Annotated in this window: 23 protein-coding genes and 1 tRNA gene; 3 read left to right on the plus strand and 21 right to left on the minus strand. The window is 72.8% G+C overall.

All coding sequences use genetic code 11. The features are described 5' to 3' along the window. Positions 1 to 91: 91 nt before the first annotated feature. The 14 genes from ACFYZ3_RS12815 to ACFYZ3_RS12880 form a co-directional block, all read right to left on the minus strand. Positions 92 to 165: transfer RNA gene (locus ACFYZ3_RS12815), tRNA-Pro, on the minus strand. A gap of 105 nt (positions 166 to 270) precedes the next feature. Beyond that, on the minus strand, positions 271 to 1,575 hold the full coding sequence (locus ACFYZ3_RS12820; RefSeq protein WP_388516004.1) for an MFS transporter: 1,305 nt from the start codon (positions 1,573 to 1,575) through the stop codon (positions 271 to 273). 161 nt (positions 1,576 to 1,736) lie between these two features. Further along, complete coding sequence (locus ACFYZ3_RS12825; RefSeq protein WP_388516006.1) at positions 1,737 to 2,096, minus strand: MmcQ/YjbR family DNA-binding protein; 360 nt, start codon at positions 2,094 to 2,096, stop codon at positions 1,737 to 1,739. 30 nt (positions 2,097 to 2,126) lie between these two features. Next, complete coding sequence (locus tag ACFYZ3_RS12830) at positions 2,127 to 2,672, minus strand: GNAT family N-acetyltransferase (protein ID WP_388516008.1); 546 nt, start codon at positions 2,670 to 2,672, stop codon at positions 2,127 to 2,129. After that, on the minus strand, positions 2,669 to 3,247 hold the full coding sequence (locus tag ACFYZ3_RS12835; protein ID WP_388516010.1) for a helix-turn-helix domain-containing protein: 579 nt from the start codon (positions 3,245 to 3,247) through the stop codon (positions 2,669 to 2,671). The genes ACFYZ3_RS12830 and ACFYZ3_RS12835 overlap by 4 nt, the downstream gene beginning before the upstream one ends. A 47-nt stretch (positions 3,248 to 3,294) precedes the next feature. Then, entirely contained in the window at positions 3,295 to 4,197 is a 903-nt protein-coding gene (locus ACFYZ3_RS12840) for a LysR family transcriptional regulator (RefSeq protein WP_388516012.1), read from the minus strand. A 32-nt stretch (positions 4,198 to 4,229) separates the two neighbouring features. After that, positions 4,230 to 5,423, minus strand: coding sequence for a glycine C-acetyltransferase (locus ACFYZ3_RS12845; RefSeq protein WP_388516014.1), 1,194 nt, complete (start codon positions 5,421 to 5,423; stop codon positions 4,230 to 4,232). Between the two features lie 39 nt (positions 5,424 to 5,462). Then, positions 5,463 to 6,491 carry an L-threonine 3-dehydrogenase gene (gene tdh / locus ACFYZ3_RS12850; protein ID WP_388516016.1) on the minus strand — a complete coding sequence of 343 codons (1,029 nt, stop codon included), beginning with the start codon at positions 6,489 to 6,491 and terminating at the stop codon, positions 5,463 to 5,465. A gap of 202 nt (positions 6,492 to 6,693) precedes the next feature. Continuing rightward, positions 6,694 to 7,269, minus strand: a complete 576-nt coding sequence (locus ACFYZ3_RS12855) for a GAF domain-containing protein (protein ID WP_388516018.1) — start codon at positions 7,267 to 7,269, stop codon at positions 6,694 to 6,696. After that, positions 7,266 to 7,895, minus strand: a complete 630-nt coding sequence (locus ACFYZ3_RS12860; protein WP_174854956.1) for an ATP/GTP-binding protein — start codon at positions 7,893 to 7,895, stop codon at positions 7,266 to 7,268. Before ACFYZ3_RS12860 ends, ACFYZ3_RS12855 begins: the two co-directional genes overlap by 4 nt. Further along, positions 7,873 to 8,247 (minus strand): DUF742 domain-containing protein, encoded by a 375-nt coding sequence (locus ACFYZ3_RS12865; RefSeq protein ID WP_003972202.1) that lies wholly within the window; start codon positions 8,245 to 8,247, stop codon positions 7,873 to 7,875. The genes ACFYZ3_RS12860 and ACFYZ3_RS12865 overlap by 23 nt, the downstream gene beginning before the upstream one ends. 2 nt (positions 8,248 to 8,249) lie before the next feature. Then, positions 8,250 to 8,684, minus strand: coding sequence for a roadblock/LC7 domain-containing protein (locus tag ACFYZ3_RS12870; protein ID WP_388516020.1), 435 nt, complete (start codon positions 8,682 to 8,684; stop codon positions 8,250 to 8,252). Between the two features lie 158 nt (positions 8,685 to 8,842). Next, positions 8,843 to 10,762, minus strand: a complete 1,920-nt coding sequence (locus ACFYZ3_RS12875) for an ATP-binding protein (protein WP_388516022.1) — start codon at positions 10,760 to 10,762, stop codon at positions 8,843 to 8,845. A gap of 584 nt (positions 10,763 to 11,346) precedes the next feature. Then, positions 11,347 to 12,681, minus strand: a complete 1,335-nt coding sequence (locus ACFYZ3_RS12880; RefSeq protein ID WP_388516023.1) for an alpha/beta fold hydrolase — start codon at positions 12,679 to 12,681, stop codon at positions 11,347 to 11,349. A gap of 67 nt (positions 12,682 to 12,748) precedes the next feature. Between ACFYZ3_RS12880 and ACFYZ3_RS12885 the strand changes: the two genes are divergently transcribed. Together ACFYZ3_RS12885 and ACFYZ3_RS12890 are read left to right on the plus strand one after the other, a co-directional pair. Further along, positions 12,749 to 13,366: a TetR/AcrR family transcriptional regulator gene (locus ACFYZ3_RS12885; protein WP_388516025.1), complete on the plus strand. Its 618-nt coding sequence runs from the start codon at positions 12,749 to 12,751 to the stop codon at positions 13,364 to 13,366. A gap of 232 nt (positions 13,367 to 13,598) precedes the next feature. Further along, on the plus strand, positions 13,599 to 15,104 hold the full coding sequence (locus ACFYZ3_RS12890) for an aldehyde dehydrogenase family protein (RefSeq protein WP_388516026.1): 1,506 nt from the start codon (positions 13,599 to 13,601) through the stop codon (positions 15,102 to 15,104). Between the two features lie 23 nt (positions 15,105 to 15,127). Here ACFYZ3_RS12890 and ACFYZ3_RS12895 read toward each other — a convergent pair whose 3' ends face one another. Then, positions 15,128 to 15,724, minus strand: a complete 597-nt coding sequence (locus ACFYZ3_RS12895; protein ID WP_388516027.1) for a TetR/AcrR family transcriptional regulator — start codon at positions 15,722 to 15,724, stop codon at positions 15,128 to 15,130. 73 nt (positions 15,725 to 15,797) lie between these two features. Between ACFYZ3_RS12895 and ACFYZ3_RS12900 the strand changes: the two genes are divergently transcribed. Then, the gene (locus tag ACFYZ3_RS12900; protein ID WP_388516029.1) at positions 15,798 to 16,937 is read left to right on the plus strand and encodes an acyl-CoA dehydrogenase family protein; all 1,140 of its coding nucleotides are present in this window, start codon (positions 15,798 to 15,800) and stop codon (positions 16,935 to 16,937) included. Between the two features lie 81 nt (positions 16,938 to 17,018). On the opposite strand, the gene ACFYZ3_RS12905 is transcribed toward ACFYZ3_RS12900, so the two are convergent. The 6 genes from ACFYZ3_RS12905 to ACFYZ3_RS12930 form a co-directional block, all read right to left on the minus strand. Beyond that, positions 17,019 to 18,857, minus strand: coding sequence for an AMP-dependent synthetase/ligase (locus ACFYZ3_RS12905; protein WP_388516031.1), 1,839 nt, complete (start codon positions 18,855 to 18,857; stop codon positions 17,019 to 17,021). 36 nt (positions 18,858 to 18,893) lie between these two features. Next, a complete protein-coding gene (locus ACFYZ3_RS12910; RefSeq protein ID WP_388516033.1) occupies positions 18,894 to 21,077 on the minus strand; it encodes a 3-hydroxyacyl-CoA dehydrogenase NAD-binding domain-containing protein in 2,184 nt (727 codons plus the stop codon). 47 nt (positions 21,078 to 21,124) lie between these two features. Continuing rightward, a complete protein-coding gene (locus ACFYZ3_RS12915) occupies positions 21,125 to 22,339 on the minus strand; it encodes an acetyl-CoA C-acetyltransferase (RefSeq protein WP_388516035.1) in 1,215 nt (404 codons plus the stop codon). 72 nt (positions 22,340 to 22,411) lie between these two features. Beyond that, positions 22,412 to 23,560 (minus strand): long-chain specific acyl-CoA dehydrogenase, encoded by a 1,149-nt coding sequence (locus ACFYZ3_RS12920; RefSeq protein WP_388516037.1) that lies wholly within the window; start codon positions 23,558 to 23,560, stop codon positions 22,412 to 22,414. After that, positions 23,557 to 24,582 carry an LLM class F420-dependent oxidoreductase gene (locus ACFYZ3_RS12925; RefSeq protein WP_388516039.1) on the minus strand — a complete coding sequence of 342 codons (1,026 nt, stop codon included), beginning with the start codon at positions 24,580 to 24,582 and terminating at the stop codon, positions 23,557 to 23,559. The genes ACFYZ3_RS12920 and ACFYZ3_RS12925 overlap by 4 nt, the downstream gene beginning before the upstream one ends. Next, positions 24,582 to 25,745, minus strand: a complete 1,164-nt coding sequence (locus ACFYZ3_RS12930; RefSeq protein WP_388516041.1) for a CaiB/BaiF CoA transferase family protein — start codon at positions 25,743 to 25,745, stop codon at positions 24,582 to 24,584. Before ACFYZ3_RS12930 ends, ACFYZ3_RS12925 begins: the two co-directional genes overlap by 1 nt. Positions 25,746 to 25,984: the final 239 nt, after the last annotated feature.

Below are 25,984 nucleotides of genomic sequence, written 5' to 3' on the forward strand. Positions count from 1 at the left end.
GCCGGCGCGCCCCGGCCCGCCGCTGGTACAACAAGGGGGGGGGGTTTGGGTATCCCCCCCAACCCGCCCCTCGGTCAACGACTGTCTCCAGTCGGGACGACAGGATTTGAACCTGCGACCCCTTGACCCCCAGTCAAGTGCGCTACCAAGCTGCGCCACGTCCCGTTGCCCGCCTGACCTGGGCTTTCCCCCGGTCGAACGCGCAGGAAAACCATACCGCACTCGGGCCGGTGGTCGCGCACCGCTTTTCCTGGGCGCGGTCCGGCGGCGTCAGCACTTCTGGGTGCGGGACGGCTCGCCCGCGGCGGCCGCGGTCCCGCTCGAGCCCGCCCCGGCCGGGTCCACCCGCACCAGTCCGCGCACCGCCGGTATCAGGAGCAGGGCGGCGCACACGGCGAAGCTGGTCGCACCCGCGACGAGCAGTACGTGGTCGGCGCCGAGGGCCGCGGCGGCCGGACCCGCGAGGGCCTGGCCGACCGGCATCATCGCGAGGGAGCCCGCCACGTCGTAGGCGTGGATGCGGTTGAGGACGTCCGGCGGAACCTGGGTCTGCACGCTGGTCGCCCACATCACGCCCCAGAAGGACATGCCGGCCCCGGCGACGGCGGCTCCGGCCGCCATGGCGGGGACGCCGAGCCCGGCGCCGACGCTCGCGGGAAAGGCGGCGAAGCCGACGAGGGCGATCGCACCGGCTCGGAGCATGCGCAGCGGCCGCAGCCGCAGGGCGAGGAGACCGCCCACGACGGTTCCCGCGCCCAGGGCGGAGTTGACCAGCCCGTAGGCGCGCGGGCCGTGCTCCTGCACCACCTCGGTGGCGACCAGGGGGACGGTCGGGCCCCAGACGGCGATCATGTAGACGCACCAGACGGCTATGACGCTCCACAGCCACCGGCGCGAACGGAACTCGCGCCACCCCTGGACGAGGTCGGCGCGGAAGGCCTTGCTCCCGCGGCCGGACACCGCACGGCTCCCCGGTGCGGGCGGGGGCAGCCGGAGCAGCAGGAGGCACAGGGCGCTGATCGCGTAGGTGGTGGCGTGGGCGGCGAAGACCCCGCCCGGTGAGGCGAAGCCGACCAGGAGACCGGCCACGGCGGGGCCGGCGAGCTGGGCGGCGGACTCGGCCACGCGTATCGCGCCGTTGGCTCCCTGGACGTCGGAGGCGAGCCGGGGCACGGTGCTGGCGACGCCGGGCTGGAAGACGGCGCCCGCGACACCGTTGGCGAAGCCGATGGCGCAGATCTGCCAGAGCACGACGTGTCCGGAGAAGAAGAGCGCGGCGGCCAGTGCCTGGGTGCCGAGCCGTACCAGATCGGCGCCGATCATCAGCTTGCGGGTGCTGAAGCGGTCGGCGAGGACTCCGCCGAAGACGACCAGACCGGCGAAGGCGGCGGCCGTCGCGGCCATGGCCAGGCCGACCGCGCCCGCCCCGTACCCGTGCTGGAGCAGGCCGGCGGCGAGCGCCACGGGCAGCATGGTGTCGCCGAGGCGAGCCACGGCCCGGGCGGCGAAGAACAGCGCGAAGTCCCGCGACCAGACGGCTCGCCCCGCCGTCGGCCGTGATGACGTACCGGCCATCCCGTGCTCTCCCCTCCCCGTGCGCTTCCCTGCGCTTACCCCGCGCTCCCCTTGCCCTCCCGCGGCACCGTACGTCCGACAGCCGGGACCCCCCTCCGGCCCCGGCTGTCACGCACGTCTTCGGAGCATGCCACGGGGCACTGACAACGCCCGAGGGGTTTTCAGCCCCCGGCCGGCAGCCCCAGCCGGGGGTGGGCCTCCAGCAGCCGTGTCGGGGCCGCCTGGCGCCAGGAGTCGGCGAGGATGTCGCGCAGCTCGTCCTCGCCCTCCAGGGCGGCGAGCCGGGCCCGCACCCAGGCGAACTGGGCCTCGTGTCCGGCGATCCAGAACTTCTCCGGCTCGGCCAGCACCAGTTCGTCGCGCTCCTCCTTCGGGCAGCGCACCGCGAGGGAGGTCTCGTCCTCGGGCAGCGTCGCGAACATCTTGCCCGCGACCCGGAAGGTGGGCATGCTCCAGGCGGTCTTCTCCGTCGTGTCCGGCAGGGACAGGGCGATACGGCGTACGTCTTCTGCGTCCGGCATGACAGGCACGGTATCCGCCGCCACCGACAATCACCCGGCGACGGCGGATGCGCCCAGCCGCACGCCGACCTGCTTGAAGTAGAGCGTCGTCGGCCGCAGTTCCCCCCTCGGGTCCGCCGCGTAGTCGGGGATCGTGCCCGCCCGGGTCCACCCGGCGGACCGGTACAGGTGCTCGGCGGGGCTGCCGGTCTCGGTGTCCAGGTGGAGGAGGGTGATTCCGGCCGCCGCGGCCGCCCCCTCGGCGGTGGCCAGCAGCCGGCGGCCCAGCCCCCGGCCGCGGGCGCCGCGGGACACCATGAGCTTGACCAGCTCCGCGCGGTGGCGGCTGTTGGGCTTGTCCGGCAGGGCAAGGCTCACGGTCCCGGTCACCCGGTGCCCGTCCCGTGCCACCCAGACGGCGAGTCGACCGGCGGCGACCGCGGCGGCCCGCCCCCGCCACCAGTGCTCGGCCTCCGCGTGAGTGAGCGGGGCGAGGAAGCCGACGGAGGCGCCGCCCGCGACGGTTTCGGTGAGCAGCGCGGCCAAGCCGTCCAGCAGCGCCGTCACCCCGTGCTCGTCGACCCGTTCCACGTTCACGGCAGCACCACCGCCAGCGCGTAACGGGCGCCCTCGGGTCCGGGACACCGGAACCGCGTGGGCCCCCACACCCGCATCCGCAGGCAGTCACCGGCGGCGAGCTGGTGCTCCACGTCCTGCGCCGTGATCTCCAGGGTCCCTTCCAGGAGCCAGACGTGCTGCTCCAGGCCGGGCACCGGCGGCCGGTCGTAGGCGATGTCGGCGCCCGCCGCGAGCCGTCCCTCGACGAGCTCGCCGCGCAGTCCCGCGTGCGGCGGGGACACCGAGCGGCGTACGAACCCGGCCGGGCGGTCCTCCCACACGGGTTGCTCGGCGGCCCGTACCAGCAGCGCGGGTTCCGCCTCGACCTCGCTGAGCAGCCGGGACATGGTCCTTCCGTAGACCGCGCACAGGCGGTTCAGTACGGCGGCGGTGGGGCTGGTCTCGGCCCGCTCGGCCCTGGACAGCGAAGACCGGCTCACCCCGCTGCGCTCCGCCAGCTCCCCCAGCGACCACCCGCGTTCGGCCCGCAGTTCGGCCAGCCGGGCGGCGAGCCGGGCGTCCACCGGATCCGCGACGACGTCGTCTTCTCTCATATCCGGGACGCTATCCCGCTGGCGAGACGTCCATGTTTACGGAAGGCTCACGCCCGGGCCGCGTCGCCGAGTGCGTCGAGGACCGGGCGGATCAGCGGGTGCCCCTCCGCTCCCCGCCGTACGGCCGCGAAGACCCGGCGGGTGGGCGCCACCCCGTCGACCGGGCGGACGACCACGCCGGTCAGGTCGGTGCCGAGCAGCGCCGAGCGCGGGACGAGTGCCACCCCGGCGTCGGCCGCGGCGAGGGACACCACGGCGCGGAAGTCGTCCGAGGAGTGTTCGAGGCGGGGCTGGAACCCGGCGCTCTCGCAGGCCAGCACGACCACGTCGTGGCACGGGTTGCCCGGGTAGGGGCCGATCCAGGTGTCCTTGGCCAGCTCGGCGAGCGGCACCTCGTCGGCACCGGCGAGGCGGTGGGCGACCGGGACGACCGCGTCGAAGGGCTCGGCGTACAGCGGGACATGGGTCAGGCGCGGGTCGTCGGCGGCCGGCGCCCCGCGGTACTCGACGGCGACCGCGACGTCGACCTGCCGGTCCAGGACCATCGGCAGGCTGGCGTCGCCCTCGGCGTCCTGGACGCGGACCCGGATGCCGGGCGCCGAGTCGGCGAGGCGGGCCAGGGCGGGCGCGACGACGAGGGCGATGCCCGTCGCGAAGGAGGCGACCGTGATCGTCCCGGCCTCGCCCGAGCTGTACGCGGCCAGCTCGGCCTCCGCCCGCTCCAGCTGGGCGAGCACGGCGTTGGTGTGACTGAGCAGGATCTCCCCGGCGGGGGTCAGCCGCACGCCCTTGGCGCCGCGCTCGACCAGGCGGTGCCCGGTCTCCTGCTCCAGCGCGGCGAGCTGCTGGGAGACCGCCGACGGGGTGAGGTACAGCGCGGCGGCCGCCGCCGTCACGGTGCGGTGGTCCGCCACCGCGCGCAGGATGTGCAGCCGCCGTGCCTCGATCATGGGATCGATTCTCTCAGGTCACCGGGGGTCTCTCAGGCCGCCAGCTGCTCCCGGGCCGCGACGAAGGCGTCCACCGCGCGGTTCACGTCGTCCGTGGAGTGGGCGGCGGAGAGCTGGACGCGGATACGGGCCTTGTCCTGCGGGACGACCGGGTAGGAGAAGCCGATCACGTACACGCCGCGCTCCAGGAGCAGCTCGGCCATGCGGCCCGCCTCCGTCGCGTCGCCGATCATGACGGGCGCGATGGCGTGGTCGCCGGGGAGGATGTCGAAGCCCTCCTCGGTCATCCGGCGGCGGAACAGGGCGGTGTTCTCGGCGAGCCGTACGCGCAGGTCGTCGGCCGACTCCAGCAGGTCGAGCACCTTGAGGGAGGCGGCGGCGATCACCGGGGCGAGGGTGTTGGAGAAGAGGTAGGGACGCGAGCGCTGGCGCAGCAGGGCGACGATCTCGGCGCGGGCGGCGACGTAGCCGCCGGAGGCGCCGCCCAGCGCCTTGCCGAGGGTGCCGGTGATGATGTCGACGCGGTCCATGACGCCGTGCAGCTCGGGGGTGCCGCGGCCGCCCGGGCCGACGAAGCCCACGGCGTGCGAGTCGTCGACCATGACCATGGCGTCGTAGCGGTCGGCGAGGTCGCAGATCTCGTCGAGCGGGGCGACGTAGCCGTCCATGGAGAAGACGCCGTCGGTGACGATCAGCTTGCGGCGGGCCTCGCCGGCGGCCTTGAGCTGCGCCTCCAGGTCGGCCATGTCGCGGTTGGCGTAGCGCAGCCGCTTGGCCTTGGACAGCCGGATGCCGTCGATGATCGAGGCGTGGTTGAGGGCGTCGGAGATCACCGCGTCCTCGGGGCCCAGCAGGGTCTCGAAGACGCCGCCGTTGGCGTCGAAGCAGGAGGAGTAGAGGATCGTGTCCTCCTGGCCGAGGAACGCGGAGAGCCGGGCCTCCAGTTCCTTGTGCACCTCCTGGGTGCCGCAGATGAAGCGCACGGAGGCCATGCCGTAGCCCCAGCGGTCCAGCGCCTCGTGGGCGGCGGCGACGACCTCGGGGTGGTCGGCGAGGCCGAGGTAGTTGTTGGCGCAGAAGTTGAGGACCTCGCCGGGGCGGCCGCCCGCGGTGACGTTGACGGTCGCGGACTGCGGGGTGCCGATGACGCGCTCGGGCTTGTGCAGGCCGGCGGCGCGGATCTCGTCGAGGGTGGCGCGCAGGTCGTCGCGCACGGAGTCGAACATCTCAGAAGCTCCTGGGGATACGGAAGTTGCGGGGGTGGCTCACGCGGTCCAGTCGAGGATGACCTTGCCGCCGCGGCCGCTCGCGGCGTCGGCGAACGCGGCCTCGAAGTCGCGGTGGGAGTACCGGCCGGTGATCACCGGGGCGAGGTCGAGGCCGCCTTCGAGCAGCACGGACATGGCGTACCAGGTCTCGAACATCTCGCGGCCGTAGATGCCCTTGACGGTGATCATGGAGGTGACGATCCGGGCCCAGTCGACCGGGAACTCCTCGGCGGGCAGGCCGAGCATGGCGATCCGGCCGCCGTGCGTCATGTTGGCGATCATGTCGCGCATGGCCTCGGGGCGGCCCGACATCTCCAGGCCGATGTCGAAGCCCTCGCGCAGGCCCAGCTCGCGCTGTCCGTCGGCGATGGTGGCGGCCGAGACGTTCAGGGCGAGGCTGACGCCGACCTTGCGGGCCAGTTCCAGCCGCTCCTCGCTCACGTCGGTGATGACGACGTTGCGGGCGCCGGCGTGCCGGGCCACGGCGGCGGCCATCAGGCCGATCGGTCCGGCGCCGGTGATGAGGACGTCCTCGCCGACCAGCGGGAAGGACAGCGCGGTGTGCACGGCGTTGCCGAACGGATCGAAGATCGCGGCGACGTCGAGGTCGACGGGGACCCGGTGCACCCAGACGTTGGACGCGGGCAGGGCCACGTACTCGGCGAACGCCCCGTCCCGGCCGACGCCGAGCCCGACGGTCGCGCGGCACAGGTGGCGCCGTCCGGCCAGGCAGTTGCGGCACTTGCCGCAGACCAGGTGGCCCTCGCCGCTGACGCGGTCGCCGGTCTTGATGTCGGTGACGTCGCGCCCAGTGCCGACGACCTCGCCGACGAACTCGTGGCCGACGACGAGCGGGGTGCGGATGGCCTGCTGCGCCCAGCCGTCCCAGGCCCGGATGTGCAGGTCGGTGCCGCAGATGCCGGTGCGCAGCACCTTGATGAGGACGTCACCGGACCCGATGGTGGGCTCCGGGACGTCCGCGAGCCACAGCCCGGGCTCCGCCTTCTCCTTGACCAGCGCCTTCAACGCTACGGCTCCTGACGGGGGTGAGAGGTCCCGGCGGTGGGCATGCCGAAGCGGCCCGCGTCCGGGGAGGGGAGGGGAATCGCACAGCAATCTGCCGTACGACACCGTCCCCGGTCCATCGAGCCTTTCTTAAGCCTGGCCGCAGCTTTCCTTCACGCGCCCGGCGAGGGCCCGCGTGCGCCCGGCGAGGGCCTGCCGCCGCTCACAGGGGGAGCCCGTCCTCCGCGCTGCGTTCGATGCGCCGTACGAGGTCGGCCGCCGTCGTCTTGATCGTGGCCAGGCCCGCGGTCCCCCAGGTCCGGGGCTGGACGTCCGCGGCGGACACGGTGCCCAGCACCGTCCCGGTGCTGTCGATGAGCGGGGCGCCCAGGTAGGAGCGGATGCCGAACGCGTCGACGACGGGGTTGCCCGCGAAGCGCGGGTAGTCGCGCACGTCCTCCAGGACCAGCGCCTTGCGCCGGACCACCACGTGGGGGCAGAAGCCGTGGTCCCGGGGCTGGACCCGGCCGAACTCGGGGCTGGTCCCGTCGCCCCGCGTCACCGGCGGGACCTCCGGCACCCGCAGTCCGGCGAAGAACTGCCCGCCCTCCACCAGGAAGTTGACCATCGCGTACGGCGCCTCGGCGAGGTGGGCGAGGTGGGCGGCGAAGGCGTCGAGGGCCGGGTCGGCGCGTTCCGCCAGGCCGAGCCGGCGCAGCCGCCGTACCCGGGTGGGGGCCTCCCGGTCCTCGGGGGTGAGCAGCAGACGTCCGGCCGGGCGCGGCGGGTCGTAGCTCATGGGCGGACTCCGGCGCCGAACCCCGACGTCGGGGCCGGGGTGTGGGCGATGAGGTGGCGGACGAGGGTGAGCAGCGTCTGTACGCCGGAGCTGGAGATCCGGGCGTCGCAGCGCACGATCGGGATCTCGGGGTGCAGGTCCATGGCCGCGCGCACCTCCTCGGGGTCGTAGCGGTAGGAGCCGTCGAACTCGTTGATCGCGACGACGAAGCCGAGTCCGCGTTCCTCGAAGAAGTCGACGGCGGCGAAGGACTCCTCCAGGCGTCGGGTGTCGGCGATGATCACCGCCCCGAGCGCTCCCTCGCACAGTTCGTCCCACATGAACCAGAAGCGTTCCTGGCCGGGTGTCCCGAACAGGTACAGGACGTGTTCGGGGTCGAGGGTGAGGCGGCCGAAGTCCATGGCCACGGTCGTTTCGAGTTTGTTCTCGATTCCGTCGAGGTTGTCGGTCGCGGCGCTGACCGTGGTGAGCAGTTCCTCCGTGCTCAGCGGCGCGATCTCGCTGACCGCGCCGACGAAGGTCGTCTTGCCGACGCCGAATCCGCCCGCCACGAGGATCTTCAGGGCGGTGGGGAACGGGTCGGCGCCTTCGCCGTGTGTGTGGTCAGAGCTGTCGTCGTAGTCCATCGAGCACTGCCTCCAGAAGGGCCCGGTCCGTGGGGTGGTGGTGGAACGCGGCGGGGGGTTTGGTGGTCAGCGCGCCGCAGTCGACGAGGTCCGAGAGCAGCACCTTGGTGACCGCCACCGGAAGCCGCAGGTGGGCGGCGAGTTCGGCGACCGGGAGGGGCGCCCGGCACAGGTCGAGTGCCTGCGTGTGCTCGGGTCCGAGGTAGCCGAGGGGGGTCGCCCCGGTGGCCATGACCTGGGACATCAGGTCGAGCGCGACGGTGGGCCGGGTACGGCCGTTGCTGACGGTGAAAGGGCGCACCAGCCGTCCGGCGGCGTCGTCGAGCCAGGGCCCGTCGCCGGCCGCGGCCACCGTCAAGGCCTCATCGCCGGGGGTTCGACGGAGTGCTGCCGGGGCGCGGTGACCAGGTAGGGGCGGACGCTCTTGACCAGCATCGCCATCTCGTAGCCGAGGACGGCCGCGTCGGCCTCGCGGCCGGCCAGCACGGCGAGGCAGGTGCCGGAGCCCGCGGTGGTGACGAAGAGCAGGGTCGAGTCGAGTTCGACGACTACCTGCCGCACGTCCCCGCCGTCGCCGAAGCGGACGCCGGCGCTGCGGCCGAGGGAGTACAGGCCGGAGGCCAGGGCCGCCATGTGGTCGGCGCTGTCGGCGTCGAGGCCGTGGACGGACTTCACGAGCCCGTCGGCGGACAGGAGCACCGCGGTGCTGGTGTGCGGAACGCGCTGGACGAGGCCGCTCATCAGCCAGTCGAGGTCGGACACTTGGCCGGTCGGCGCATCGCTCGCCATGGTGGATCGACTCCTTGGGGTACGAAGGTCTGCGGGAGCGCGGGTCGTGGGGGCGGGGGTGGGGGTGGGGGTGGTCATGGGGGTGGTCATGGGGGTGGTCATGGGGGCGGGGGTGGTCGTCCGGGTGGAGGGCAAGGTGGAGGTGGTCGTGCCAAGGGTCATTCGGGTGCCGCACCCGGATCGCCCCGGGTCGGTGCCAGTGGCGCGGGTTCAGTGTGCTGCTGGGCCTCCGCGAGGCCGACGCCGCGCTGGAAGGCCGCCATCAGGCCCGGGTCGTGCCCGGTGTACTGCTCGGGTTCCTGGCGGGGCGCGGGGCCGCCGCGCAACTGGGGCACGAGGTGCTCCTGGGCACGGCGGCGCGGCAGTTGGGGCTTCCCCATGGTGCCGCGCACCGCGCTGTGCCGCGGCACGGGCGGGGTGGTCGCGTGTTCGGCGAGGACGCCCCGGTCCTCGGGCCGCACTCCGGGCACGGCGGCGGCCGGGGTGGGACGGGTCCGGTGCGTGCCGCGCACGGGCAGCGGCACGGGTTCGCCCGCGGTCCCGCGGGCCTCGACCGGACCGGGCGCCTCGGAAGCGGGGACGGGAACGGGCGCGGGCGGGACGGGGGCCGGGAGCACCGGCCCCGGTGCGGCAGAAGCGGCCGGAGCGGGTGTGTCGAAGTGCGGTGCGCCGAAGACCTGCGCGTCCGGGGACGGTACGTACGCCGTGGCGGACACGTTCGGGGACGGTACGTGCGCCGTGGCGGACACGTCCGGAGCCTGCGGCACCGCGGGCGGCACGGCCCGCGGCTGCTGCCGGGGCGACGCCACGCTCACCGGTCCGGCACCGGTGAGCCGGTCCGGGTGGGCGCCACCCCCGGGGAGCGCGCCCGGCTCCGTGCCCAGCAGGGCCTGCGGCACGACCAGGACGGCCTGGACCCCGCCGTAGATGTTGGTCTGCAACCGGACGGTGATGCCGTGCCGCTTGGCGAGCTGGGAGACGACGAACAGTCCGATGCGCCCGTCCGCGAGCAGGCGGGCGACGTTGACCTGGTCGGGGTCGGCGAGCAGGGCGTTCATCCGGTCCTGCTCACCGACGGGCATGCCCAGTCCCCGGTCCTCGACCTCGACGGCGAGGCCCGAGGTGACGAGGTTGGCCCGCATCAGCACCTGGGTCTGCGGGGCGGAGAACAGGGTGGCGTTCTCGACGAGTTCGGCCAGCAGGTGGATGACGTCGGCGACGGCGTGGCCGCGCAGGGTGCCGTCGATCGGCGGGACCAGCCGGACCCGGGAGTACTGCTCGACCTCGGCGATGGCCGAGCGCAGCACCTCGGTCATGTCGACCGGGTTGCTCCACTGGCGACGGGAGACGGCACCGCCGAGCACGGCGAGGTTCTCGGCGTGGCGCCGGATGCGGGTGGCGAGGTGGTCGACGTGGAAGAGGCCCTTGAGGAGGTCGGGGTCCTCGATCTCGTTCTCCAGCTCGTCCAGGATGGAGATCTCCCGGTGCACCAGGGACTGCAGGCGCCGTGCGAGGTTGACGAAGACCTCCAGCTTCTGTTCGCTGCCCGCCTGGCTGGAGAGCTGGGCGGCGCGGACGACGGCGGTGACGGCGCCGTCGTGGGCGCGGGAGAGGTCCGCGGCGAGCAGGTCGAAGTCGTCGGCGTCGTCCGGCGGTCCGCCGCGCGGGGTGCGCGGGGTCGGCGACTCGCCCCGGCGCAACGCCTCCACGACGGCGCGCAGGTCGCCCTCCTGGCGCGCGGTGCTGCGGCGCAGTGCGCCGACGCGGTCGTGCACGGACCGCGCCGCGCGATCGGCGGCGACGGCCGCGATCACGACGGCCGCGACCGTCACCGAGACCGCCCCGGCGAGAACGGCCCACAGGACGGGCCCGGGCCGGGTGCCGGTGGAGCGGACGGTGAACAGGACGACCGCGCAGGCGCTGAGGGCGACCGCGACCGGCGGCAGGACGGCGAGCCTCAGGAGTTGGGGCCGTATGTGGGTCTCGGGCAGCGCGGCGGTGGTACGTGGGGCCGGCCGGCCGTGCCGTCCGCCCTCGCGGCGGTCTGCTCGCGCGGCCGGGGCGCGGAGGTGAGACATCGGTGTCCTCGTACTGGTCCGTGTACTGGTCCGTCGGCCCTACGTCGCCCGACGGACACTGACAGTAGTCGGCTGCCCCTCATGTGCGGTGGGCAGTTGCCAAAGTCCCTCGGACAACGTCCCGCTCTGGTATGAGGCCTCGTACGACAGACCGATAAGCCGGATACGCAACCGTTCCGGCATGACGGAGAACCGGTCGGACTCGATCAGAAACGGTCACTGTCGGTGACGGCCGACGGGGAGCCGGAGGTACCCCATCGTGCGAGGGTGCCCCGGTGGCGGTAGGCACGATCCGCCGGCGCTCGGGGCTCGCCACGAAGGTGCGCAGGTCGTCCTGGTGTCGCCACAGGGTCACGGAGCCCGAGCGGAGCCGAACCGGGTGACGTTCGCGACCGGCGCCGACATCCTCGCCCTGATGAACGCCGCCGCCTGAACCCGCGAGCCCATGCACCCCCGAGCAGGCGGACCGGCTCGTGGCACTGACCCCGAACGGCATGCTGTGTCACGCACCGAGCAATCACGGGACGGCCGGAACCCGCCAACTCCTCCCTGCACCTTGGAGGTGATGCCATGGGTCTGCGCGCCTACTTGTGGCCCCGGAGGAAGGCCGGGATGTCGGCTCGGGTCGGGTAGTCGGGCAGCGGTGCGGGCTTGTCCTGGAGGAACGCGGTGATGGCAGCGGCTGCTCGTTGGTCGTTGTCACCCAGGCCGTTCCACATGTGGTGACCGACGCCGGGCATGTACTGGGTGCGCCGGATGGCGGGGTTGTCCGCGAGGATGGTTGTTTGCCACTGTCGGACCTGGGAGGAGCACTCGGCGATCATCAGCATCGCGGGGGTGCGGGAGCGCCTGAGCTGCGGGGCGATGGAGGGGGAGTCTTTGATCGTTTGCTGGATTCGGAGGCTGGCGGCGGCGCTGAAGGAGAAGTTCTCCGCAGTGTCCTCGACCGGGATGCGGTGCGCGTCCCGCGCACAGTAGGCGGACGCGGTGTCGCTGCCGAGATCGGCAGCGGTGAAGGCATTGTCGCCCTCCGCCTGTCCTACCAGCCCGTTGTCCGGGCTGAGCAGTCCGAGCCGCATGAGGCCGAACGCGACCGCGTACCGCGGGACATGTGTGGAGCGCGGTCCGGTCATGGCCGGCGCGAGGTCGCGGGCCGACGGCCGGCCCTTCTGCCCGGCCATCCGGGCGGTGGGGCCGTCCATCGGGCCAGGCTCGGCGATGACTGCCCGGCGCAGGTGATCGGCGATGGCCGGGTCGGCCAGCGCGCGGGTGAGCACGACCGCGCCTGAGGAGAATCCCAGTACGTCGGCGCGGCCCTTGCCGAGTTCACTGACGAAGGCGCCGAGGTCATGGACGGACCTGGTGATCGAGTACTGGTCCATGGGCAGCAGGTCGCTGCGTCCACCACCGGCCTGTTCGTAGGCGTACACGTCGTAGCCCTGTCCCGCGAGCCGCCGCAGGAAGCGGTGGTCGAGCACGGAGATGCCGCGCACCGGGCCGCCGTTGAGGTAGACGAGCGGGACGCGATGCCGAGGGCTGTTGCCGGTGGGCGGGTAGTGGTAGACGGCCACCTGGCTGCCGGTGGACAGGCGCCAGTGCTCGGTGGTCACGAACGGCGGGGCGGGCGGGTAGTGGCGCGTCGTGGGGACAGTAGGGACGCACACCGACAGCGTCAGGGCCGATGCGACGAGCACCGGCAGGAACGGCACCAGCCGGCCCCGCCACGAGCGGCGGCGGCCCCGCCACAGCCCTGCGAGAACCGCGATGCCGGCAGTCGCCGACCATGCGACGAATCCCGAGCCCGCGCCGTCGGTGGCGACGATCAGCGCCAGGAAGAGGGCGACGAGCCCGACCATCACGGCGATTGCCGTCAGCAGGCGGCCGACCACGCGCAAGGGACGTATGGCGGACGGTGACATGGCGAGCCCCCAAGGTTTTGGAACGTCGTTTTGAAACGATGTTATCAGCATAGGTAAACTGCTCCCCATGGGAAGGCCGAGAACGAACGATGCCGCCGTCAGAGAACGGCTCGTCGCATGCGCGACCGAGATGTTCGCCACCCGCCCCCAGGAGTCGGTCACAGTCCGCGCGCTGGCCGCCGCCGCCGGAACATCGACGGCGGCGGTGTACACCCTGTTCCAGGGCAAGGACGGACTGATCCGCGAGGTCCGTGACCAGGCGGTCGCCGGCCTGTTCCAGGACCTGACGGCCGTTCCCGGATCGGAGGCCGCCCTGGAGGATCTGTACGCGTTGGCCGTGGCGTATCGCCATTGGGGACGCGAACACCGGCACCTGTACGCGGTGTTGTTCGGTGGCGCACAGTCCTTCGTACCGTCGGCCCGGGTCGGCGACCGAGACCCGGTGCGACCGCTTGTCGCGGCGATCGACCGTGCCGTGGCGGACCGGATCCTCGCGGGCGACACCACACTGATCGCCGTCTCGCTGTGGGTCGCCCTGCACGGGCTCGTGACCCTCGAACTGGCCGGCGGCCTCGATGGCACCGCAGCCGAGACCGCGTTCCGGTCAACGATTGACGCCGTACTGCGCGGCTGGGCAACCCCTGCCGCCTTCCCTGGCCTTCGACGCCCAGACCTGACGCCGTGACGCGGGGCCGCCGACTCACCAAGTGCCGTGGTTCGCACGGTCGGTGGCAAGCCCGCCCGCGGGTACATGCCGGAGCGGCCGGAGCGCACGGACGGCGGCCGGTTCGTCCTGCGCGCCGACCGTGGCGGTGTCGGTCATCGGTCCCCGGCGAGTATCGACGAACCCATTGACGCCCTCACGCCCCCGTGAAACAAGTATATGGATTTTGTATCTTCGACCCACTGGGGGACCGATGACCGATACCGCCCCGGACGCCGCACCCCGTGCCACGACGTTCACCACCCGCGCCCCGGCGACCGGCGCGCCGCTGGCCGAGCATCCGGTCGACGGCCCCGAGGAGGTCGCCCGGGCCGTGGCGCGGGCCCGGCGGGCGCAGGCGGGGTGGGCCGCGCTGCCCGCGGCCCGTCGCCGGGAGCAACTACTGCGCTGGAAACGGGTGCTCGCCCGCGAGCTGGGCACCGTCGCCCGGACCGTCGCCGAGGAGACCGGCAAGCCGGCCGGTGACGCCGAGCTGGAGGTCGTCCTCACGCTGGAGCACCTGGCGTGGGCCGCGCGCAACGCCGACCGCGTGCTGCGCCGGCGGCGGGTGCGCACCGGGCTGTTCACGGTCCACCAACGGGCCTCGCTGGTGCACCGGCCGCTGGGGGTGGTGGGCGTGATCGGCCCGTGGAACTACCCCTGCTACACGCCGATGGGTTCCGTCGGGTACGCCCTGGCGGCGGGGAACGCGGTGGTCCTCAAGCCGTCCGAACTGACCCCGGGCACCGGCGTCCTGCTCGCCGCAGTCTTCGACGAGGCCGTGCCCGCGCACGCCGGGCTGCTCACCGCCGTCACCGGCGCCGCCGCCACCGGGGCGGCGCTGGCCCGCTCCGGGGTCGACAAGCTGGCGTTCACCGGGTCGCCCGGGACCGCGCGCGAGGTGATGGCGGTCTGCGCCGAGACGCTGACGCCGTTCCTCGCCGAGTGCGGCGGCAAGGACGCGGTGATCGTCACCGCGGACGCGGACCTGGACGCCGCCGCCGACGCGATCGTGTGGGGCGCGTTCGGCAACGCCGGGCAGACCTGTGCGGGAGTGGAGCGCGTCTACGCCGTGCGCGAGATCCACGAGGCGCTGTGCGAACGGGTGGTGCGGCGGGCCGACGTGCTGCGGCCGGGCTCCGACGGGGACGCGCACTACGGTCCGATGACCCTGCCGGGCCAGATCGAGACCGTGGAGCGGCACGTGACCGAGGCGGTGTCGTCGGGCGCGCGGGCCCTGCTGGGCGGCCCCGAGTCGGTCCGGGCACCCTACGTCGCGTCCGTCGTCCTGACCGGTGCGCCGGCGGACTCGGCGGCGATGACGGAGGAGACCTTCGGCCCGGTCGTCGCCGTCGACGCGGTGGCCGACGTGGACGAGGCGGTGGCCCGCGCCAACGACTCCCGGTACGCCCTGGGGGCCGCGGTGTTCTGCGGCAGCCGGCGCACCGGGGCCGCGATCGCGGCGCGGCTGCACGCGGGGGCGGTGTCGGTGAACTCGGTGCTGGGCTTCGCGGCCGTGCCGGCGCTGCCATTCGGCGGCTCGCGGGACTCCGGGTTCGGGCGGATCCACGGCGCGGAGGGGCTGCGGGCGTTCACGGCGGTGCAGTCGACGACCGTGCAGCGGTTCGCCCCGCCGATCGCGCTGACCTCCTTCGAGGTGCCGCCCGCCACCCGGGAGCGCGCGGTGCGGCTGGCCCGGGCGCTGCACCTGCGGCACTGACCAGCCGTTCGGGGCACGGCCGTTCAGGCGTTGAGGAGCGGGGCCAGGTAGCGACGGGCGAAGGCGCGGGCCTGGCCCTCGTCGTCCATCTCGATGCAGCTGGCGGGGTTGAGCAGGAAGGAGACGGCCACCCGCACCATGAGTTCGGCGACGGGCCGCGGATCGTCGCCGGGCCGGCCCTCGGCCTGCTGCGCCCGGCGCAGGTGGCCCGTCAGGTAGTCCACGGTGGCGGCGAGCGAGGAACCGCCGTGCACGGTCAGGTACGGCAGCACCACCTCGGGCTCCAGCCGCAGCAGGCCTCCGAAGAGGGGGTGGGCGCGGGTGTGGCGCAGGGCGACCACGAACCCCTCGACGACCCGTTCCTCCATGGTCGGCAGCGCGGCCACCGCTTGGTCCAGTCGTTGGAAGAACCGGCTGTTCTCGCGCAGCAGGGTCTGCTCGACCAGCGTGTCCTTGGTCCCGAAGCGCCGGTAGACGGTGACGCGGGAGACACCGGCCCGTTTGGCGACGTCGTCCATGGAGGAACGGCGCAGACCGAAGACGGTGAACTGCTCCAGCGCCGCGTCGAGGATGCGTCGCGCCGTCGGGTCCTCCGTCTCGGTCTTCGCGGCCGTGGTCACGAAGCGGCACCTCCGTCCCGGGCGGTCGAGAAACAACTACCACCACTTTGTCACACGAGTCCTGGAGGACCTGATGGGAAGTCGTCTCACCGAAGAACAGTCCGCGTTCGTCGCGGCCGTCAGAGACTTCGCCAAGCGCGAGTGCGGCACCCGGCAGCAGCGCGACACGCTGACGGGCGAGGGCCGCGGGGCGCACCACCCCGGGCTGTACGGCAGGCTCGCCGGACTGGGCTGGCTCGGGGTGTGCCTGCCCGAGGAGTACGGGGGTGCCGGCGGCGGACTGGCCGACGCCTGCCTCTTCCTGGAGGAGACCTCCTACGGGATGGTCCCGGCCGGCGGATTCATCACCACTGTCATCGCCGCCAAGGCCTACGAGCGGTTCGGCACCGAGAAGCAGCGGCACGAGGTGCTGTCCGGTGCCGTGCGCGGCGACGTCCTGTCCATCGCCATGTCCGAGCCGGAAGCCGGTTCGGACGTCGGCGCGCTGCGCTGCCGGGCCCGGCGGGCGGCCGGCGGGACGTGGCTGATCGACGGGCAGAAGACCTGGATATCCAACGCCCACTGCGCACGGAGCATCCTGCTGGTGGCCCGCACCGGCGAGGACAAGCACGGCGGACTGACCATGTTCCACCTGCCGGCCGACACCCCGGGCGTGGAGGTGCGGGGTATCGAGACCATGGGCGGCCGGGAGGTCAACGACGTCTTCCTCACCGGCGTCCGGCTGCCCGCCGACGCCGTGGTGGGACAGGTCGACGACGGCTGGCGGCAGTTGATGGCCGGACTCAACTACGAGCGGCTCTTCCTGGCCTCGACCATGCTGGGCCTGGCCCGCCGCGCCTTCGACGACGCGCTCGGCTACGTCCGCGAGCGCGAGCAGTTCGGCCGTCCCGTCGGGTCCTTCCAGGCGCTGCGGCACCGGGTGGCCGACCTCGCCACCGAGATCGAGTGCACCCGGCTGCTGGTGCGCGAGGTGGCCCTGGACTGCGACGCCGAGCCGGACCGGCTGTTCCCGAGGGAGGCGTCGATGGCCAAGCTGAAGGCCACGGAGGTCGCCAAGCGGGCGGCCCTGGAGGGCATGCAGATGATGGGCGGCTACGGCTACACGACCGAGTTCGACATGGAGCGCCACCTGCGGGCCGCGGTCGTCTCCACGGTCTACGGCGGAACCAGCGAGATCCAGCGGGACGTGATCGGCAAGACGTACGGGCTCTGAGCCGGTTGCCGGACCGACGGCGCCGCCCGTTCCCCCGGCCGGAGGCGGGCGGCGCCGTCGGTCCGGCTGCCGAGTCCGTGCTCAGTCCCCGTACAGCCCGGCCAGCGCCTCGGCGTACTTGTCCCGGATGACCCGGCGCCGCATCTTCAGCGAGGGCGTCAGCTCGCCGGTCGCCGGACCCCATTCCCCGGCCAGCAGCTCGTACCGCTTCACCTGCTCGGTACGGCTGAGCCGGGAGTTGGCGGCGGCCACCGCCCGGTCCACCTCGGCCCGCACGGCCGGGTGGGCCACGAGCCCGGCCACCGTGCCGTCCGCCTCGACGCCGTGGGCCGCGGCCCAGGCCGGGGCGGCCTCCGCGTCCAGCACCAGCAGGGCGACCAGGTAGGAGCGACGGTCGCCATGGACCAGGGCCTGACCGATCAGCGGGTGTTCCTTGAGCGCGTTCTCCACCAGGGCCGGAGAGACGTTCTTGCCGGTCGAGGTGATGATCATCTCCTTCTTCCGGTCGGTGAGCCAGAGGTAGCCGTCCTCGTCCGTCCGTCCGATGTCGCCGGTGGCCAGCCAGCCGTCGGCGTCCAGGGCGGAGCGCACCGATCCGTCCGGCAGGAGGTAGCCGGAGAAGACGGACTCGCCCCGCACCTCGATCTCGCCGTCCGGGGCGAGCCGGACCTCCACCGAGTCCACGGGGCGTCCCACCGAGCCGATCCGGAACCCGGTCCGCGGGCTGTTGGTGGTGGCCACGCCGGTGGTCTCGGTCAGCCCCCAGGCATCCATGATCACGACACCGAACCCGGCCCAGAAGTCGACCACGTCGACCGGCATCGGCGCCGACGCGCTCGCCGCCCAGGTCACCCGGTCGAGCCCGCCCGCCGCCAGCAGCGGCAGCAGGATCTCCTCGCGGGCGCGGGTGTAGCGCTCGTCCAGCTCGGCGGGCGGCGACTCGCCCCGCTCGCGGTACCCGACGTGCTCACGGGCCACCGCGGAGGCGGCGTCGATGACCGCGCGCTGCTCGGCCGGCATCAGGGAGAGGACGGCCCGCACGGCGGCGCACAGCTTCTCCCAGATGCGCGGCACGCCGAAGAACTGCGCGGGACGCACCTTGCGCACGACCGTGCCCACGGCGGCCGGATCGGCGCAGAGGTAGACGTGCGAAGCCCGGTGACAGGGCAGGTAGATGCCGAGCATCCGCTCCGCGATGTGGGCGAACGGCAGATAGCAGATGTGCTCCACGTGCGGCGGCAGCTCCACCACGGCGTCCAGCGCGAGGGCGTTGGCCAGCACCTGGCGGTGGGTCAGGACGACGCCCTTGGGCTCGCCCGTGGTGCCGGAAGTGTAGACGACGGTCAGAGGGTCCTCCGGGCTCGCGGCGTCCAGCTCCTTGGCGAACCGCTCCGGTGCCGGGTCCCGCAGGAGGGCGGCGTACGGGACGTGGCCGCCCTCGGCGCCGGGCTCGGCGACCACGAGCCGCTCCAGCGGCGTATCGGCGTCGGTCAGGAGCGGCTCCCACGCCTCCACCTGTGCCGCACCCTCCACCACGGCGAGGCGGGCCCGGCAGTTGCGCGCGATGTGGGTGACCTGCTCAGGGGCCGCGGTGCCGTAGACGCTGACCGGGACGGCGCCGAGGCGGACCAGCGCCAAGTCGGACAGCCAGTGCTCGGGCCGGTTGGCCATCATCATCAGCACGTGGTCGCCGCGGCCGACGCCGAGTCCCGCGTAACCGGCGGCCAGGCGCTCGGTGTACTCGTGGATCTCCGCCCAGGTGAGCGTCGTCCAGTCGCCGTTCCCGTCTCCCTGCGGCGGCTGCCAGGACAGACCGGGGAGTCGCGGGTAGTCACGGGCGTTGCGGGCCAGCAGCCGAGGCAGGGTGCGCCGGGCCGGGGGGTCGGGTGGTTCGCCGGCGGTGCGGGGCTCTGGAGTCATCGGGGCCTCCTTGCGGGTGGTTGGGAAACGCCGGAGTCAGAGGTCCGTGAAGGTTTCGCCGTGTTCCGCCGTGCGCAGCAGCAGCGGGGGCGGGGTGAAGCGCTCGCCGTAGCGGTCGGCCAGTTCGCGGGCACGGGCCACGAAGCCCGGCAGGCCACCCTCGTAGCCGTTGACGTACTGCAGGACGCCGCCGGTCCAGCCGGGGAAGCCGATGCCGAAGACCGAGCCGATGTTGGCGTCGGCCACCGACGTCAGCACCCCCTCCTCCAGGAGCCGGACGGTGTCCAGCGCCTCCGAGAAGAGCATCCGCTCCTGCATGTCCGCGAACGGGATCTCATACCCCGGCTTCGTGAAGTGCTCACGCAGCCCCGGCCACAGCCCGGCGCGCTTCCCGTCGTCCCCGTACTCGTAGAACCCGGCACCGCCGGAACGTCCCGGGCGGCCGAACTCGTCGACCATGCGGTCGACGACCGCCTCCGCGGGATGCGCGCTCCAGGCACCGCCCGCCTCCTCCACCGCCCGCTTCGTCTCCTCACGGATCTTGCGGGGAAGGGTGAGGGTCAGTTCGTCCATCAGGGACAGCACCTTGGCCGGGTAACCCGCCTGCGCCGCCGCCTGCTCCACCGACGCGGGCTCGACACCCTCCCCCACCATCGCGACACCCTCGTTGATGAAGTGCCCGATGACCCGGGAGGTGAAGAAGCCCCGCGCATCGTTGACCACGATCGGCGTCTTGCCGATCTGCCGGACCAGGTCGAAAGCGCGGGCCAGCGCCCCGTCGCCGGTCCGCGCCCCCTTGATGATCTCCACCAGCGGCATCCTGTCCACCGGCGAGAAGAAGTGCAGCCCGATGAAGTCGCCCTGCCGCTCGACACCCTCGGCCAGCGCCGTGATCGGCAGCGTCGAGGTGTTGGAACACAGCAACGCGTCGGGGACCACGACGTGCTCGATCTCCTGGAACACCTTCTGCTTCAGCGAGGTGTCCTCGAACACCGCCTCGATCACCGCGTCACACCCCGCCAGATCCCCGACCTCCGCGGTCGGCGTGATCCGCGCCAGCAGAGCATCCGCCTTCTCCCGGCTCGTACGCCCCTTCGCCACGGCCTTCGCACACAGCTTCTCCGAGTACGCCTTCCCCTTGAGCGCCGACTCGAGCGAGACGTCCTTGAGTACGACGTCGATGCCCGCACGGGCACAGGAGTAGGCGATGCCCGCGCCCATCATCCCCGCCCCCAGCACAGCCACCTTGGACACCTTCCGGGACCCGACACCCTTCGGACGGTTCGCGCCCGAGTTGACCGCCTGAAGATCGAAGAAGAACGCCTGGATCATGTTTTTGGTGATCTGACCGGTGAGGAGTTCCGTCAGGTACCGGGCCTCCACGACGAAGGCCGTGTCCAGGTCGACCTGGGCCGTCTCCACAGCGGCGGCGAGGATGTTGCGCGGGGCCGGGCTCGGGGCGCCGCCGGTCCGCTTCCTGAGCAGCGCGGGAAGGGCGGAGAGCTGGGCCGCTAGCTTCGGGTGCGAGGGCGTGCCGCCGGGGATGCGGTGGCCGGGCTTGTCCCAGGGCTGGGCGGACTCCGGATGGGCGTCCACGAACGCCCGCGCCCTGGCGAGGAGTTCGTCGCGGTCGGCGGCGATCTCGTCGACCAGTCCCGCTGCCAGGGCGTCGGCCGGCCCGTACTGGGCGCCTTCCAGGAGAACGGTCCGCAGGGCGTCCACGACGCCGAACATCCGGACGGTGCGGGTCACTCCCCCGCCGCCCGGCAACAGGCCCAGGGTGACTTCGGGGAGCCCCACCCGGGCGGCCGGGGTGTCGAGGACCACGCGGTGGTGGCAGGCCAGCGCGATCTCGTAACCGCCACCGAGCGCCGCGCCGTTGATCGCCGCGACGACGGGCCTGCCCAGGGTCTCCAGGGCGCGCAGCGAGCGCTTGACGCGCATGCCCGCCTCGAAGGACTGCTGTGCGGTCGCCTGGGTGACGGAGATCAGGTCGCGCAGGTCGCCGCCGGCGAAGAAGCTCTGCTTGGCCGAGGTGACGACGACGCCGCGGATGTCGTCACGGCGGTCCACGAGCCGCTGCGCGACGGCGTCGAGCGAGTCGATGAACGCGGCGTTCATGGTGTTGGCGGACTGGCTCGGATCGTCCAGGACGAGGGTGACGACGCGGTCCCCGGACTCCTCCCAGCGGATGGTGGAGGGCCGTGCGGTGGTGTCCATGGCTGTGGTCTCCAAGAAGGTCTCGGGCGGCGGCGGCCGCGCGGGGTTCAGACGCGCTCGACGACGGTGGCGATGCCCATGCCGCCGCCCACGCACAGGGTCGCCAGCCCGTACCGCAGCTCGCGGCGCTCGAGTTCGTCGACGAGGGTGCCGAGGATCATCGCGCCGGTGGCGCCGAGCGGGTGGCCGAGCGCGATCGCGCCGCCGTTGACGTTGACCTTGTCCAGCGACAGGCCCATGTCCTTCACGAAGCGCAGGACGACCGCCGCGAACGCCTCGTTGATCTCGACCAGGTCGATGTCGTCGATGGTCAGCCCGGCCTTGGCCAGCGCCTTGCGGGAGGCGGGAGCGGGGCCGGTGAGCATGATGGTCGGATCGGCGCCCGATACGGCGGCGGAGACGATCCGGGCCCGAGGGACGAGGCCGCTGCGTTCACCGGCGGCACGGCTGCCGACAACAACCAGGGAGGCGCCGTCGACGATGCCGGAGGAGTTGCCCGCGTGGTGGACGTGGTCGATCTTCTCCACCCAGTGGTACTTCTGCAGCGCCACCGCGTCGAACCCGCCCAGCTCGCCGGGGAGCGCGAACGAGGGCTTGAGCCCGGCCAGGCTCTGGGCGGTGGTGCCGGGCCGCATGTGCTCGTCCCGGTCCAGGACCACCAGCCCGCTCCGGTCCACGACGGGGACGACCGACCGGTCGAAACGCCCGTCCTTCCAGGCGACGGCGGCCCGCTCCTGGGACAGTGCCGCGTACTCGTCCACGTCGCGGCGCGAGAAGCCCTCGATGGTCGCGATCAGGTCGGCGCCGATGCCCTGCGGGACGAAGCCGGTGTCGTGGTTCGTGCGCGGGTCCAGCGCCCAGGCCCCGCCGTCGCTGCCCATCGGGACGCGGGACATGGACTCGACGCCGCCGGCGAGGACCAGGTCCTCCCAGCCGGAGCGCACCTTCATGGCGGCCATGTTGACGGCCTCCAGGCCCGAGGCGCAGAAGCGGTTCTCCTGCACACCGGCCACCGTGTCCGGCAGCCCGGCGGCGATGGCCGCGATGCGGGCGATGTCGGAGCCCTGGTCGCCGACCGGTCCGACGACACCGAGCACGATGTCGTCCACGGCGGCCGGATCGAGGCCGGGGAAACGGGCGCGGATCTCGTGGATGAGGCCGACGACCAGGTCGACGGGCTTCGTGCCGTGCAGGGCGCCGTTCGCCTTGCCGCGTCCGCGCGGGGTGCGGATCGCGTCGTACACGTACGCTTCGGTGCTCACCTCGGGGGTCCTCCCAGTGGGTGTGTGACAGCCCGCGGTAGCGCACGGGCGAGGGCGGGAACGGTCGGCGGCTCAACCCAGGAGGGAGCGGCCGATGATCTCCTTCATGATCTCGGTGGTGCCGCCGTAGATGGTCTGGATGCGCCCGTCGAGGAACGCCCGCGCCACCCGGTACTCGCTCATGTAGCCGTAGCCGCCGTGCAGTTGCAGACAGCGGTCGACGACCCGCTTCTGGAGTTCGGTGGCCCACCACTTGGCCATCGAGGCGTGCACGGGGTCGAGCCGCCCCGCGACGTGCTCGGTGACACAGCGGTCCACGAAGGTGCGGGTGACCGCCGCCTCGGTGGCCATCTCGGCGATCTCGAAGCGGACGTGCTGGAGCCTGGCCAGCGGCCGGCCGAAGGCCTCGCGCTCCTTCACGTAGCGCGTGGTGATGTCGAGGATCTCCTCGGCCGCCGCGGCGGCACCGACCGCGATGGCCAGCCGCTCCTGGGCGAGGTTGCCCATCAGGTAGGTGAAGGCGCGGTTCTCCTCGCCGAGCAGGTTCTCCTTGGGGACCCGTACGTCGTTGAAGAACAGTTCGGCGGTGTCCTGGGCCTTCTGGCCGATCTTCGCGAGGTTGCGGCCTCGTTCGAAGCCGTCCGCGCCTCGTTCGACGACGAGCAGGCTCTGTCCGGCGCTGCCGCCCTCGGGCGTGGTGCGGGCGACCACGACGACGAGGTCGGCGAGGATGCCGTTGGAGATGAAGGTCTTCGAGCCGTTGAGCAGGTAGTGGTCGCCCCGGTCGGTGGCCGTGGTGCGGATGCCCTGGAGGTCGGAACCGGCACCGGGTTCGGTCATGGCGATGGCGGTGACGATGTCGCCGGAGACGAAGCCGGGCAGCCAGCGCCGCTTCTGCTCCTCGGTGGCGAGCCGGGTGAGGTACGGGCCGACGATGTCGTTGTGCAGGCTAAGAGCCAGTCCGGAGGCTCCGGCGCGGGCGAACTCCTCGATGAGGACGGCGCTGTAGCGGAAGTCCTCGCTGCCACCACCGCCGTACTCCTCGTCGACGGCCGGTCCCAGCAGGCCCTGGCGGCCCGCCGAGTACCAGACCTCGCGGTCGACGGCGCCGTTGCGTTCCCAGCGTTCGTGGTGCGGGGCCACCTCCTTGGCGAGGAAGGCGCGCACGGTGTCGCGGAAGGCCTCGTGCTCGGGGCCGTACAGGTCTCGTCGGAAGGTCACAGCCAACCCCTCACTCGCTCGATCAGCCGGGCGGGATCCGCTCCGACGGGCGTGACGTCGAGCATCGTCACGCCCGACTCGCGGAACACCTCGACTCGTTCGCGGACGTGGCCCTCGGGACCCGCCAGGCAGATCTGCTCCAGCAGTTCGGCGGGGACGGCGGCCTCCGCCTCCCGCTTGCGGCCCGCGAGGTAGTGCTCCTGGATGGCGGCCGCGGCGGCCTCGTAGCCGTAGGAGCAGATCAGGTCGTGGTAGAAGTTGCGGCCCGGGGCGCCCATGCCGCCGACGTACAGGGCGACAGTGGGGCGCATCAGGTCGCGGACCGCTTCGGCGTCGTCGTCGATGGCGAGCAGTCCGCCCGCGACGACCGCCAGCGGCCCGAGCGCGGGATCGCGCTTGGCGGCCCCCTCGGCCAGGGACGGACCCCACACCTTGGCGGCGTGTTCCGGGGCGTAGAGGAACGGCAGCCAGCCGTCGGCCAGTTCGGCGGTCATCCGGACGTTGGCCGGGCCGAGCGCGGCGACGTGGACGGGGATGGTGTCGCGCACCGGGTGGGTGAGCAGCTTGAGGGGCTTGCCGAGGGTGCCGCCCTTCTCGGGCGGCAGGGGCAGGTCGGTGATGCCGTGGTGCTCGATCACCTCGCGCCGCCAGATCCGCCGCGACAGCTCGATGACCTCGCGGGTGCGGCCCAGCGGGCGGTCGTAGCGGCGGCCGTGCCAGCCCTCGACGACCTGCGGCCCGGAGGCGCCGATGCCGAGGAGGGCCCGGCCGCCGGTGAGGGCGTCGAGTCCGGCGGCGGTCTGGGCGATCAGGGCGGGGCTGCGCGAGTAGACGTTCAGGATGGCCGAACCGATGCGCATGCGCTCGGTCCTGGCGGCCAGGTAACCCATGATCGTCGGGGAGTCGAAGCCGTACGCCTCGGCCACCCAGACGGCGTCGAGTCCGGCGGACTCCAGGGCGGCGGCCCGGTCCGCGGCCGCCCGCGGGTCGCCCGTGTACGTCAGCGGTGAGGACACTTCCATCAGCGGCGGTCCTTCGGCGGTTCGGGCAGGTGGGGCAGGTCCCAGTCGCGGGCCACGTCGGCGGTGTGCGCGCCGGGGACGGCGGGCGGCAGGCGCAGGGTGCCGGGGGTGGCGGAGAACCGGGGTGCGGGTGCGGGCTGGGTGACGCCGTGCGCCTCGGTGTAGGTGCCGCGGCCGGTCAGGTGCGGATGGTCCGCCGCCTCGCGCAGGGAGAGGACGGGGGCGACGCAGGCGTCGGTGCCCTCGAAGACGGCCGTCCACTCCTCGCGGGAGGCGGTCTTGAAACGGGCGGTGAACAGGGCCTGGAGCTCCGGCCAGTTGCGCGGGTCCGAGCGGTCCGGCAGATCGTCCCCGGTCAGGCCGAGCAGCGTGACGAACGTGGTGTAGAAGCGCGGTTCCAGGGCGCCGACCGCCATCCAGCCACCGTCGCCGGTCTCGTACGCGCGGTAGTACGGGGAGCCTCCGTCGAGGAGGTTGGCCCCGCGGGCCTCGCGCCAGGTCCCCGCGGCGAGCATGCCCCAGAAGAGCGCGGTGAGATGGGCCGTGCCGTCGACGATCGCGGCGTCCACGACCTGGCCGCGGCCGGTGGTGCGGGCGGTGAGCAGCGCGGCCAGGACGCCGGTGGTGAGGTAGAGGGAGCCGCCCGCGTAGTCGCCGAGCAGGTTGGCGGGGACGGCGGGCGGTCCGTCCGGTGCCCCGATCATGGAGAGGGCGCCTGCCGTGGCGATGTAGCCGATGTCGTGTCCGGCCCGGTGCGCGAGCGGGCCCCGCTGGCCCCAGCCCGTCATCCGGCCGTACACCAGGGCGGGGTTGGCAGCCATGCACTCCTCGGGTCCGACCCCGAGCCGTTCCGCGACCCCCGGGCGGTATCCCTCCACCAGGATGTCGGCGCGTGCGGCCAGGGCCCATACGGTCTCCGGTCCGCCGGGGGCCTTGAGGTCGACCAGGACCGAGCGCTTGTTGCGGTTGGTCACGTCGTGGGCGGGGTCACCGGCGAGCGGGCCGGGGGTGGGACGGTCGACGCGCACCACGTCGGCGCCCAGGTCGCCGAGCAGCATGGCGGCGAACGGGCCGGGACCGATGCCGGCCAGCTCGACCACGCGCACGCCGTCCAGCGGACCGGCGCAGGCCCGGGTGGAGGGATCAGGGGGGTGGTGGCTCATGGGTTCCTCTCTCGGGGCACGGGGGACTCGCCGCCGCGCGACCGGGACCTTACTGAGCGTTCGCTAAGAACGTAGAAGCGTCCGGTCGATCGGTCAACGCCCTGAACGGCGGGACTTTCCGCGGCACTTGACGGCCCGAGGGGGTGGAGTCGCACACTTGCTCTGCGGATCCGCCGTTCCTCTCCCGCGATCCCTTATCGATCGCTAAGCTCCCGAGGAAGGCACTGATTCCGAGGAGA

Origin of the sequence: Streptomyces sp. NPDC001599 (genome assembly GCF_042893535.1) — a bacterium.
Classification (GTDB): domain Bacteria; phylum Actinomycetota; class Actinomycetes; order Streptomycetales; family Streptomycetaceae; genus Streptomyces.

Coding starts and splice junctions, on each gene's coding strand:
- ACFYZ3_RS12845 (WP_388516014.1), bottom strand. CDS start 5,423: ATGTTCGACTCCGTGCGCGACGACCTGCGCGCCACCCTCGACGAGATC.
- ACFYZ3_RS12825 (WP_388516006.1), bottom strand. CDS start 2,096: ATGCCGGACGCAGAAGACGTACGCCGTATCGCCCTGTCCCTGCCGGAC.
- ACFYZ3_RS12925 (WP_388516039.1), bottom strand. CDS start 24,582: ATGGAAGTGTCCTCACCGCTGACGTACACGGGCGACCCGCGGGCGGCC.
- ACFYZ3_RS12930 (WP_388516041.1), bottom strand. CDS start 25,745: ATGAGCCACCACCCCCCTGATCCCTCCACCCGGGCCTGCGCCGGTCCG.
- ACFYZ3_RS12820 (WP_388516004.1), bottom strand. CDS start 1,575: ATGGCCGGTACGTCATCACGGCCGACGGCGGGGCGAGCCGTCTGGTCG.
- ACFYZ3_RS12835 (WP_388516010.1), bottom strand. CDS start 3,247: ATGAGAGAAGACGACGTCGTCGCGGATCCGGTGGACGCCCGGCTCGCC.
- ACFYZ3_RS12840 (WP_388516012.1), bottom strand. CDS start 4,197: ATGATCGAGGCACGGCGGCTGCACATCCTGCGCGCGGTGGCGGACCAC.
- ACFYZ3_RS12860 (WP_174854956.1), bottom strand. CDS start 7,895: ATGGACTACGACGACAGCTCTGACCACACACACGGCGAAGGCGCCGAC.
- ACFYZ3_RS12885 (WP_388516025.1), top strand. CDS start 12,749: ATGGGAAGGCCGAGAACGAACGATGCCGCCGTCAGAGAACGGCTCGTC.
- ACFYZ3_RS12875 (WP_388516022.1), bottom strand. CDS start 10,762: ATGTCTCACCTCCGCGCCCCGGCCGCGCGAGCAGACCGCCGCGAGGGC.
- ACFYZ3_RS12855 (WP_388516018.1), bottom strand. CDS start 7,269: ATGAGCTACGACCCGCCGCGCCCGGCCGGACGTCTGCTGCTCACCCCC.
- ACFYZ3_RS12880 (WP_388516023.1), bottom strand. CDS start 12,681: ATGTCACCGTCCGCCATACGTCCCTTGCGCGTGGTCGGCCGCCTGCTG.
- ACFYZ3_RS12890 (WP_388516026.1), top strand. CDS start 13,599: ATGACCGATACCGCCCCGGACGCCGCACCCCGTGCCACGACGTTCACC.
- ACFYZ3_RS12870 (WP_388516020.1), bottom strand. CDS start 8,684: ATGGCGAGCGATGCGCCGACCGGCCAAGTGTCCGACCTCGACTGGCTG.
- ACFYZ3_RS12910 (WP_388516033.1), bottom strand. CDS start 21,077: ATGGACACCACCGCACGGCCCTCCACCATCCGCTGGGAGGAGTCCGGG.
- ACFYZ3_RS12905 (WP_388516031.1), bottom strand. CDS start 18,857: ATGACTCCAGAGCCCCGCACCGCCGGCGAACCACCCGACCCCCCGGCC.
- ACFYZ3_RS12900 (WP_388516029.1), top strand. CDS start 15,798: ATGGGAAGTCGTCTCACCGAAGAACAGTCCGCGTTCGTCGCGGCCGTC.